The following is a 10,087-nucleotide window of genomic DNA, read 5'->3' as shown; positions in this document are numbered from 1 at the left end:
CAGTTTTGGATTTGTCAGCGAAACGAAGTATTGGTGCCGGGTGGCTGCCAACAATGGCACTGGTTCGGTGACCCTGGACGTCTGGCGGACGGGCAATGCCTGCCCAGAAGGCACCGAGTATGACCCCGGCATCAAGGATGGCAGCAGCCAGTGCAAAGCCCCACCCAAGGACTGCTCGGCCACCCAGGGGGAGCCTTCCCAGCCAAGGGCAACGATGCGCCGGTGATCAGGTCGGGAGGCCGCAACTACGTCGCCGATGGTGGTCCGCCGACCGCCTGCTACGAGCAATGCCAGTACAAGAGCGAATCCGGTCGCTCGACCAGCTGCTATCTGGTGAAGGGTTCCACCACTCAGGGCTTCTGCAATTACATCCTCCAGGGCACCGGGGAGAACTGTTCAGCCGACTCCTACCAGTTCTCCACTACCGGCGATCCACTGAACCCCACTACCGAACCGCCCGATCCTGCCGTGCCTCCCTCTGATCCCAACGACCCCGGCTGCCCCGAAGGCTGGGCATGGTCGGGTACCACCTGTGTGAAAACCGATTCCTCCAACCCTGGCGAAGGCAGCGGCGATGGCGACGGGGACGGAGAGGGAGGCGGCAACACGGGCGGCGGAACCGGGGGCGGTGATGGCTCCGGCAATGGCGATGGAAGCGGCTCCGGCGACGGTGATGGCTCCGGCAGTGGCAATGGAGACGGCAGCGGCTCTGGTAACGGCGATGGCTCCGGTAGCGGCAATGGCGACGGTGAGGGTGAGGGTGAGGGCGAAGGCCAGTGCGATCCCGCCAAAGACCCGAACGGCTGCCAGGGCGAAGGCCCCGGCACCGAACTGAAAGAGCCTGATGCCGGTAGCTGGGACGAAGCCAACAAAGAATGGGACCAGAAGGTTCAGGACGCCAAGAAAGAACTGAAAGACGCGGTGAAAGCCAACATCGATCAGCTCAAGGGTGCCTTCGACCTGCAGCTCTCCACTGGTGGCGGACAGCTGCCTTGCTACACCGGCGCGGTCTGGGGAAAGCCCTACAGCCTCTGCGTCTCCGACTACGCCGACCAGCTCTCCAACATGCGGCTCGCGCTGCTGCTCATGGCTGCGCTGATCGCGGCCTTTGTCATCCTGAAGGAGTGAATCATGGAATGGCTATCAGGCGTCTTCGACCAGATCCTCAGCTTCTTTCAGTGGATCTGGAATTTCTTCGCCCAGGGCGTGTACGACTTCATCAAAGACGGCCTGGTCGTCGCCACCAAAGCGGCGATGTACAGCGCGCTGCAGACCTTCATTCTACTGCTCGATGTCAGTTTCACCGTGGCGCGCGAGTTGATCGACAGCCTCGGTATCTCGGCCATGGTGCGTGGCATGTACGCGGCACTCCCGGCTGACATCGCGGCGGGCCTCGCCTTCTTCGGCATCCCCCAGGCACTCAACATCATCATGTTGGCGGCGGCCACGCGCTTCTGCATGCGCTTTGTGCCCTTCATTGGGAGGTGAGTGAATCATGTCCATCAAGATTCATCACGGCCCGAACGGCTCCTACAAAACCTCCGGCGCGATTCAGGACGATGCTGTCCCCGCACTGAAGGACGGTCGCGTCATCATCACCAACGTCCGGGGCTTCACCCTGGAGCGCGCTTACGCCGTCTTCCCCGACCTGCCCAATACCGCCGAAATCATCAACCTCGATCTCGAATCGCTCGATGACCTCGACAAGATGCGCACGTGGTTTCAGTGGGCACCGCGGGGCGCGTTCCTGATCTTCGACGAAACCCAGCTGCTGTTCCCCAAGTCCTGGCGCGAAAAGGACCTGGAGAAGTTCGACTTCCCCGGCGGTCCCGAGGCGGCGCACGAAGCGGATCGGCCCATGGGCTGGCTCGACGCCTGGACCCGGCACCGCCACTTCAACTGGGACATCGTCCTCACCACGCCGAACATCAGCTACATCCGCGACGACATCCGCATGACCTGCGAGATGGCCTACAAGCATTCCAACCTCGCGGTCATCGGCATCCCCGGTCGCTACAAGGAGGCCCAGCATGACGCCCAGCTCAACCGACCGCCGGCTGACGGCACCATCATCGAATACAAGCGAATCCGAAAGCAGACCTTCGCCCTCTACCAGTCCACCGCCACCGGAAAGACCCAGGACACCAAAGCCGGCAAGAGCCTCTTCCGGTCGCCTAAGTTGGTTCTTCTACTGGCACTGCTGGCCGCTTCTATTGGCTTTGTCTGGTACATGGGCCCACTGCGCACGATTGGCGGTGAGGCTGCTCAAGCACCTGCCGAGCCTGTTGTTGAGTCTCCTCGCGCCGTTGCTGCGAGTGCTACGCAAGGTCCTGCTGTGGGTCTGCCGGCGCGTCCTGCTGCGACTGGGCTTCTTCCTGCTGGCCTTGTACCTGACGGGCCAGCTGGTGCGCTTGTTGACCTGAGCGCTCATCCCTTCGCCGACCGACGCATCACCATCCTTGCCCATGCCTACCGCCCCTCCAAGGGTGACATCTACATGTTCGCCCTCGATGACCCGGAAGGCCGGCATCTGGAGCTGACCAGTTGGCAACTGGTGGGTTCCGGCTACCACGTCACCGCGAAGGGCGAGTGCGTCGCCGAGCTGGCCTTCGAGACGTGGAAGCAAACCATCACCTGCGGCGGAAGCCCTCCGCGCGCACCTGCCGGGTTCACCCAGGCACCGCCGCTCACAGCCGCCGCCAGCGCGCCGCAAGCCGAGCCACCTGCGCTGACCATCGTTCACGACTCCGAATACGCCTCACGCCCCTGGAGGAACGCCAAATGACCCTGCACGGATTGTTCAACGCCCTGGGGCTGCTCGCGCTCGCTTACGCCCTCGGATTTATCACGGCGCTGCAGGTGATGCAGCCGGTCGGGGCGTTTCCGTTTTGAGTCGGCGAGCCGCGCCGCCGGCCGGGAGCGCAAGGCATGAGCGGTAGGCCGAAGGCGCGGCCGACGACCCTGTAACACGTCGGATAACTATCGATCACCCACCTCAATAAACCTCATTGAAGGGTAAGAAACATGAAAAAGCCGATTCACCCCCTCCGCCTGATCCTCAAGGAGAACGGGGACTTTTATGAGTCGTCCGAAGGACGGATTTTCATGGACCCGGCCAGTGGCCGATTCGCGGATCTGTCGGGTGTTCGCCTGCTGCGCTGCGGCGTCGATACCGTGCGACAGCTGTACAACGGCATGATCCGCCCGGAGGTCATGGCACTGTTCGATGAGCCGGAAGACATCGTTCACTTCGCCGGCTACCAGTGGGCCAAGGGCCGTATCGGTCGCGACTCTGGCTACCAGTACCGTCTGCAGAACGCCGATATGGGCCTGATCCTGCTGATCAAGAACCACAACGTGAAGATCGACGTCATCGGTCCGCACCTGAAAATCGAAGTCTCTCCCCACGCCCTGGATGGCGCCGATCCGAAGATCCTGCAGGGCGTCATGGATGATCTGGCCGCTGGTGTGCTCGTCGCTTGCGAAACGAACCAATGCGCCGTGCATATCGCGCTCGACGTGCAGGGCTGGACCCCGCCTGCAGACTTCGTTGATCGCATGCATTGCCGGTCCCGGCGTGTCCGCCAGATCAGCGGCATCGACCGCATCGAATACGACGGCAACGCCTCAGTGTATGGGCGCGGTGAGACCTTCATGTTCGGCTCGGCCAACGGCCTGCAGATGTGCCTGTACAACAAGACGCTGCAGGCTCGGGCGACCGACAAGCTCGACTATTGGGAGTCCGTGTGGGCCTCCCTCAACGGCGATCCCTTCGGCGATGGCGAACCCGCTTACAACCCGCTGGAAACTGTCTGGCGTATCGAGTTCCGCTTCCACCACTCCATCGTCCAGCAGTTCTCCGAAGGCTCCACGATGTCCTCTGGCGAGGTGATCGGCTGCCGTACCTACTCGGGCCTCTGCCCGCACCTGCAGGGCCTGTGGCAGTACGCCTGCGACAACTACAAGCTGATTTCCCGGGAAGGCGTGTTCGATGCCTTCTGGTCCCTGATCAGCCTCGACACCAAGGTGCAGGTGGAAGCGGATCCACTGATCGAGCGCACCGAGTACCGCCGCTACTACAAGACCGCTCAGGGCTTCTCCGGCAAGAACTGCGAAATGTTCCTGGGCCAGTTCGCCAGCCTGATTGCACGGGAGCGCATCCCGCCAAAAAAAGCCTTAGAGGTCGGGCGTACTTTGCCCTTCTGGCATGTGATCGAGGATCACTACACCGCCAAGGGTTACAGCACTCGCGACCTCGAAAAACACGTCATTGGACTCATAAATGACCGCTACATCAGGCGGGGCTACGCGATATGACGGCACGCAAGGACGGGAAGACGTGGACGGCTGACTTCTACGAGAACGGTCGCTCCGGTCGCAGGATCCGCAAGAAGGGCTTCGCCACCAAGTCCGCAGCGATTCGCTATGAACAGGACTTCTTCGCCATCCTGGGCGAGACGGGCCGCCCGCTGGATGATCGCCTCTCCGATCTGGTGAAGGTCTGGTATGACCTCCACGGCTGCACATTGAAGGACGGCAAACAGCGCCTGGCTCGCTGCCAAGCTTTGGCTCAACGTCTCGGAGATCCGCAGGCCTTTGAGTTCGATTCGCTCGCGTGGGCGCGCTATCGGCAACGCCGTTTGACTGAGGTGAAGCCGGAGACGGTTAACCATGAACAGCGCTACCTGTCGGCCATCTTCTCCGAGCTGATCCGCCTAGGCACTTGGCACAAGGCGAACCCACTGGCCAACGTCCGGCAGATCAAGACCGATCAGGTCGAACTGACCTTCCTCACCCTGGATCAGGTCGCCCAGCTCCTCGAGGAGTGCAAAGCCAGCACGAACAACCACACCTACCCGGTTGCTCTCCTGTGTCTGGCTACAGGTGCCCGCTGGGAAGAGGCCGAAAGCATCGCCCGTGGCGCCGTGCATGGGGGAAAGGTCCACTACCACCGAACCAAGAACCGTCAGAGCCGCTCAGTACCGATCCCGGCCGAGCTGGAACAACTGATGTTCAAGGTGGGCATGCCTGGAACCGGGCGACTGTTCATGTCCTGCAGAGCCGCTTTCCGCTGTGCCTACGAGCGCTGTGGATTCGATACACCGGGGCAGCTGACCCACATCCTCCGCCACACCTTCGCCAGCCACTACATGATGGGAGGAGGGGACATCCTCACGCTGCAGCGGATCCTGGGGCATTCGTCGATCACGATGACGATGCGCTATGCGCACCTGTCGCCGGAGCATCTGGAATCAGCCATGCGCCTTTCACCGCTTGCGCAGCTCGATCAGTTGGACTCAGAGAGCGGGCGAGAGGGGCGAGGCCTCGGCAGTCGTATTCACTCGCGCTTTGCATCTATCGGTGGGGTAGAAGCGACTGAGGCAACGTATCCTGTAAATGAGGGCCTTTAAAGGGCCTTTTAAAAGTGCTAATTTGGGTGCTCAATAGTGACAGGAATGAGCGTTGTAGCGCTCAGGAGTTTTTATGGCACACGCCGTTTTGGCGGACGTAGCAGCCTCCATCACCGAGCTGAAGAAAGACCCAATGGGCACCATTGAGGCTGGGCACGGTAAACCCGTCGTGATCCTTAACCGTAACGCGCCGGCATTCTATGCAGTGCCGCCGGATGTGTACGAACAGATGCTGGAAGCATTGGACGATGCCGTCCTTGCCAGAATCGTCAGGGAACGTAGCGACGAGCCTTCGCGGGAAATTACGTTGGATGACCTCTAGATCAGCAAGTGAACCACCGAAGTACAAGCTGAGAATCAAAGAAAGCGCGGAGAAGGAGTGGCGGAAGTTACCTGTCCCGATCCGCGATTCCTTCAAGACGAAGCTGGCTGAGCGTCTCATCAATCCCAGGGTTGAGAAGGACAAGCTCTCCGGCATGAAGGACTGCTACAAGATCAAGCTGAAGGACGTCGGCTACCGACTCGTCTACAGGGTGGACGATGGTCAGCTTGTGATCGAAGTGATCGCTGCAGGGAAGAGGGAGCGAGGGGAAGCCTATTCGGCGGCCAAAAAGCGACTCTGATCGAGCCTGCTTCTCGGTGGACAGGGTGTAGTCACTTCGTAGTCACTACCCCAGAAAGCACAAAGGGCTAGCTTTCGCTAACCCTTTGTTTTGTATGGTGGCTACACCGGGACTTGAACCTGGGACATCAGCATTATGAATGCTGCGCTCTAACCGACTGAGCTATGTAGCCGAGTGGCGCGCATTTTCCGCAGATCGAGGGGGGGTGTCAACCCCTTTTCTTGTATATTTTTCTGATCTATCAATCGTTTAGCCGGTCTTGCGGAATTTTCGCGATGAGCGGCGGGGCAGGGCACCCAAATGAAAAAGCCCCGGCGGGTGGCCAGGGCTTCTTCGGGGCTGGTGAGCGCTTAGACGTTGAAGCGGAAGTGCATCACGTCGCCGTCCTTGACGATGTAGTCCTTGCCTTCCAGGCGCCATTTGCCGGCTTCTTTCGCGCCCTGTTCGCCCTTGAACTGGATGAAGTCGTCGTAGGCGACGACTTCGGCGCGGATGAAGCCTTTTTCGAAGTCGGTGTGGATCACGGCGGCGGCCTGGGGGGCGGTGGCGCCGACGCGGACGGTCCAGGCGCGGACTTCCTTCACACCGGCGGTGAAGTAGGTCTGCAGGTGCAGCAGTTCATAGCCGGCACGGATTACGCGGTTCAGGCCGGGCTCTTCGAGGCCGAGGGATTCGAGGAACATGTCCTTCTCTTCGCCGTCGTCCAGTTCGGCGATCTCGGCTTCGATCTTGTTGCACACCGGCACGACCATGGCGCCTTCTTCTTCGGCGATGGCACGCACGACGTCCAGGTGCGGGTTGTTCTCGAAGCCGTCTTCGGCAACGTTGGCGATGTACATGACCGGCTTGCTGGTGAGCAGGTGGAAGCCGCGTACGACGCGCTTCTCGTCATCGCCCATGTTCTTCATCAGCGAGCGCGCGGGCTTGCCTTCGGTGAAGTGAGGGATGAGCTTTTCCAGCAGGGCTTTCTGCACCAGGGCGTCCTTGTCACCGCCCTTGGCATTGCGCGCGACCTTCTGCAGTTGCTTCTCGCAGCTGTCGAGGTCGGCGAAGATCAGTTCGAGGTCGATGATCTCGATGTCGCGCTTGGGGTCGACGCTGTTGGAGACGTGGATGACGTTCTCGTCTTCGAAGCAGCGCACGACGTGGGCGATGGCGTCGGTCTCGCGGATGTTGGCGAGGAACTTGTTGCCCAGGCCTTCACCCTTGGAGGCGCCCGCTACGAGGCCGGCGATGTCGACGAATTCCATGGTGGTCGGGATCACGCGCTCGGGCTTGACGATCTCGGCCAGCGCATCGAGGCGGGCGTCGGGCATCGGTACGATGCCGCTGTTCGGCTCGATGGTGCAGAAGGGGAAGTTTTCCGCCGCGATGCCGGATTTGGTCAGGGCGTTGAACAGGGTGGACTTGCCGACGTTGGGCAGGCCGACGATGCCGCAATTGAATCCCATGCTAGGTCCCTCGCGCCAGGTGGCGGAAATAGAGGTGTGATCAGGCCTTCTGGCTGTGCAGCTTCTGCATCGCGCGGGTCCAGTCCCCGTCGAGCATTTCCGGCAGCACGCCAAGGGCGGAGTCGATGCTGGTGTCGAGCAGTTCCTGCTCGGAGCGCGGGGCGCGGCCGAGGACGAAGCCGGAGACCAGGCTGCTGTGCCCCGGATGGCCGATGCCAAGCCGCAGGCGATGGAAACCGTTCTGGTTGCCGAGTTGGGCGATGATGTCGCGCAGCCCGTTGTGCCCGCCGTGTCCGCCGCCCTTCTTGAGCTTGGCGACGCCGGGAGGCATGTCGAGTTCGTCGTGGGCCACCAGGATGGCTTCGACCGGAATGCGGAAGAATCCGGCGAGCGCCGCCACGGCCTGGCCGCTGCGGTTCATGTAGGTGGTGGGGATGAGCAGACGAACGTCGCGGCCCTTGTGGCTGAACTTGCCGACCAGGCCGAAGTACTTCTTGTCGAGGGACAGGTTCGCGCGTTGCGCGTCCGCCAGTCGCTCAACGAAAAGGGCCCCCGCGTTATGCCGGGTCTGGTCGTATTCGGGGCCTGGATTTCCCAGGCCAACGATCAGTTGTACGGCAGTCACGACGGGAGCCCCTTCCTTAAAGGCAATGGTGCGCGCGATTACTCGGCAGCAGCTTCGCCTTCACCTTCTTCTTTCACTACGCGGGAAGCGTGGATGTTGGCGACGGCCAGGTCGTTACCGTGGGCCAGTTGCACCAGCTCTACGCCTTTGGGCAGTTTCAGGTCGGACAGGTGAACGATCTGGCCCAGTTCTACTTTGGCCAGGTCGACTTCGATGAATTCCGGCAGGTCTTTCGGCAGGCAGGAAACTTCGACTTCGGCGATCACGTGGGAGATCTCGCCGCCACCAACCTTGACGCCAACAGCAGTGGCTTCGTTGATGAAGTGCAGCGGTACGTGGGCGGTCAGTTTCTGGCCGGCAACGACGCGCTGGAAGTCAGCGTGCATGACGAAACCCTTGGACGGGTGACGCTGCAGGGCCTTGATCAGTACGGTTTCCTTGGCGGCACCGACGTTCAGGGTGATCACGTGGCTGAAGGCAGCCTCGTTTTCCAGCAGCTTGGAAATTTCACGCAGTTCCAGGGTCAGGGATTGCGGGGCTTTCTCGCCACCGTAGACCACAGCCGGGATCAGACCGGCGTTACGACGCAGGCGGCGGCTCGCACCTTTCCCCAGGTCGGAACGCTCTTGTGCATTCAGTACAAAATCAACCATTTCACTATCTCCAAAATGACAAGATCGCCCGGACGCTTGCGACCAGCGTTCGGGCGATTTTGCTAATGCCCCGTCGACGTGACGGGGCGCTTTACGTCAGCGCTGCTCCGCCTTAGCGGAACATGGCGCTGATCGATTCTTCATTGCTGATGCGGCGCATGGCTTCAGCGACAACCGGAGCGATGTCCAGCTGGCGGATGCGGCCACAGGCCTGTGCAGCAGCGGAAAGCGGGATGGTGTTGGTCACCACCAGCTCGTCCAGTACGGAATTCTCGATGTTCTCGATGGCGCGGCCGGACAGCACCGGGTGGGTGCAGTAGGCGATGACCTTGGCGGCGCCGTGCTCTTTCAGAGCCTTGGCGGCGTGGCCGAGGGTGCCAGCGGTATCGACCATGTCATCGACCAGTACGCAGGTACGGCCTTCGACATCACCGATGATGTGCATGACTTCGGATTGGTTGGCCTTCGGACGACGCTTGTCGATGATGGCCAGGTCGACGCCCAGGGATTTGGCGACGGCGCGAGCACGCACCACACCGCCGATGTCCGGGGAAACGATCATCAGGTTCTCGAAGCGCTGGTCTTCGATGTCGTCGACCAGTACGGGCGAGCCATAGATGTTGTCGACGGGGATATCGAAGAAGCCCTGGATCTGGTCGGCGTGCAGGTCAACGGTGAGAACGCGATTGACGCCTACGACGGTCAGCATGTCGGCAACGACTTTGGCGCTGATGGCCACGCGAGCGGAACGCGGACGGCGATCCTGGCGGGCGTAACCGAAGTAGGGGATGACGGCCGTGATACGAGTCGCCGAGGAGCGGCGGAAGGCATCGGCCATCACCACCAGTTCCATCAGGTTGTCGTTGGTCGGTGCGCAGGTCGGTTGAATCAGGAAGACGTCCTTACCACGGACGTTTTCGTTGATTTCAACGCTGATCTCGCCGTCGGAGAATTTACCGACAGAAACGTCACCGAGGGGGATGTGCAGCTGCCGTACGACACGGCGTGCCAGATCGGGGTTGGCGTTCCCCGTGAAAACCATCATTTTGGACACGCTGCGGTACCTGTGTCGGCTTGAGGGTAGGCCCGGTTGAGCCAGAAGAAAATGGCAGGGGCGGCTGGATTCGAACCAACGCATGGCAGGATCAAAACCTGCTGCCTTACCGCTTGGCGACGCCCCTGTAGCTTACAACTTGCGGAGCAATGTGTTCGTTGATGCTGTACGTAAAACCCTGTGGGTTAATGGCAGGGGCGGCTGGATTCGAACCAACGCATGGCAGGATCAAAACCTGCTGCCTTACCGCTTGGCGACGCCCCTGTATCG

Annotated in this window: 10 protein-coding genes, 3 tRNA genes and 1 pseudogene; 7 read left to right on the top strand and 7 right to left on the bottom strand. The window is 61.1% G+C overall.

The window, feature by feature from the left end; all coding sequences use genetic code 11:
* Nucleotides 1–85 precede the first annotated feature (85 nt).
* The 7 genes and pseudogenes from MJ122_RS05700 to MJ122_RS05670 form a co-directional block, all read left to right on the top strand.
* Nucleotides 86–1,128, top strand: a pseudogene (locus tag MJ122_RS05700) (attachment protein); the annotation flags it as partial.
* Between the two features lie 3 nt (nucleotides 1,129–1,131).
* A complete protein-coding gene (locus MJ122_RS05695; RefSeq protein ID WP_239742771.1) occupies nucleotides 1,132–1,488 on the top strand; it encodes a DUF2523 family protein in 357 nt (118 codons plus the stop codon).
* A gap of 7 nt (nucleotides 1,489–1,495) precedes the next feature.
* The gene (locus MJ122_RS05690) at nucleotides 1,496–2,785 is read left to right on the top strand and encodes a zonular occludens toxin domain-containing protein (protein ID WP_239742768.1); all 1,290 of its coding nucleotides are present in this window, start codon (nucleotides 1,496–1,498) and stop codon (nucleotides 2,783–2,785) included.
* 239 nt (nucleotides 2,786–3,024) lie between these two features.
* Nucleotides 3,025–4,317: a hypothetical protein gene (locus MJ122_RS05685; protein ID WP_239742767.1), complete on the top strand. Its 1,293-nt coding sequence runs from the start codon at nucleotides 3,025–3,027 to the stop codon at nucleotides 4,315–4,317.
* Nucleotides 4,314–5,411: a tyrosine-type recombinase/integrase gene (locus tag MJ122_RS05680; protein WP_239742765.1), complete on the top strand. Its 1,098-nt coding sequence runs from the start codon at nucleotides 4,314–4,316 to the stop codon at nucleotides 5,409–5,411. The genes MJ122_RS05685 and MJ122_RS05680 overlap by 4 nt, the downstream gene beginning before the upstream one ends.
* Before the next feature lie 73 nt (nucleotides 5,412–5,484).
* Nucleotides 5,485–5,733 carry a type II toxin-antitoxin system Phd/YefM family antitoxin gene (locus MJ122_RS05675; protein WP_239742763.1) on the top strand — a complete coding sequence of 83 codons (249 nt, stop codon included), beginning with the start codon at nucleotides 5,485–5,487 and terminating at the stop codon, nucleotides 5,731–5,733.
* Nucleotides 5,723–6,034: a type II toxin-antitoxin system RelE/ParE family toxin gene (locus MJ122_RS05670; RefSeq protein WP_239742761.1), complete on the top strand. Its 312-nt coding sequence runs from the start codon at nucleotides 5,723–5,725 to the stop codon at nucleotides 6,032–6,034. The genes MJ122_RS05675 and MJ122_RS05670 overlap by 11 nt, the downstream gene beginning before the upstream one ends.
* Before the next feature lie 95 nt (nucleotides 6,035–6,129).
* Here MJ122_RS05670 and MJ122_RS05665 read toward each other — a convergent pair.
* The 7 genes from MJ122_RS05665 to MJ122_RS05635 form a co-directional block, all read right to left on the bottom strand.
* A tRNA-Met gene (locus MJ122_RS05665) sits at nucleotides 6,130–6,206 on the bottom strand.
* Nucleotides 6,207–6,384: 178 nt separating this feature from the next.
* Nucleotides 6,385–7,485, bottom strand: a complete 1,101-nt coding sequence (gene ychF, locus MJ122_RS05660; protein ID WP_088419110.1) for a redox-regulated ATPase YchF — start codon at nucleotides 7,483–7,485, stop codon at nucleotides 6,385–6,387.
* Nucleotides 7,486–7,525: 40 nt separating this feature from the next.
* A complete protein-coding gene (pth, locus tag MJ122_RS05655) occupies nucleotides 7,526–8,110 on the bottom strand; it encodes an aminoacyl-tRNA hydrolase (RefSeq protein ID WP_081516404.1) in 585 nt (194 codons plus the stop codon).
* A gap of 38 nt (nucleotides 8,111–8,148) precedes the next feature.
* A complete protein-coding gene (locus tag MJ122_RS05650; protein WP_088419112.1) occupies nucleotides 8,149–8,763 on the bottom strand; it encodes a 50S ribosomal protein L25/general stress protein Ctc in 615 nt (204 codons plus the stop codon).
* Nucleotides 8,764–8,875: 112 nt separating this feature from the next.
* Nucleotides 8,876–9,817 carry a ribose-phosphate pyrophosphokinase gene (locus MJ122_RS05645; RefSeq protein WP_015478849.1) on the bottom strand — a complete coding sequence of 314 codons (942 nt, stop codon included), beginning with the start codon at nucleotides 9,815–9,817 and terminating at the stop codon, nucleotides 8,876–8,878.
* A gap of 52 nt (nucleotides 9,818–9,869) precedes the next feature.
* A tRNA-Gln gene (locus tag MJ122_RS05640) sits at nucleotides 9,870–9,944 on the bottom strand.
* A 62-nt stretch (nucleotides 9,945–10,006) separates the two neighbouring features.
* Nucleotides 10,007–10,081, bottom strand: a tRNA-Gln gene (locus MJ122_RS05635).
* Nucleotides 10,082–10,087 lie beyond the last annotated feature (6 nt).

Source organism: Pseudomonas sp. DP-17, from assembly GCF_022380625.1.
Classification (GTDB): Bacteria; Pseudomonadota; Gammaproteobacteria; order Pseudomonadales; family Pseudomonadaceae; genus Pseudomonas; species Pseudomonas nitroreducens_A.
This window is presented reverse-complemented; position numbering and strand designations above follow the sequence as displayed.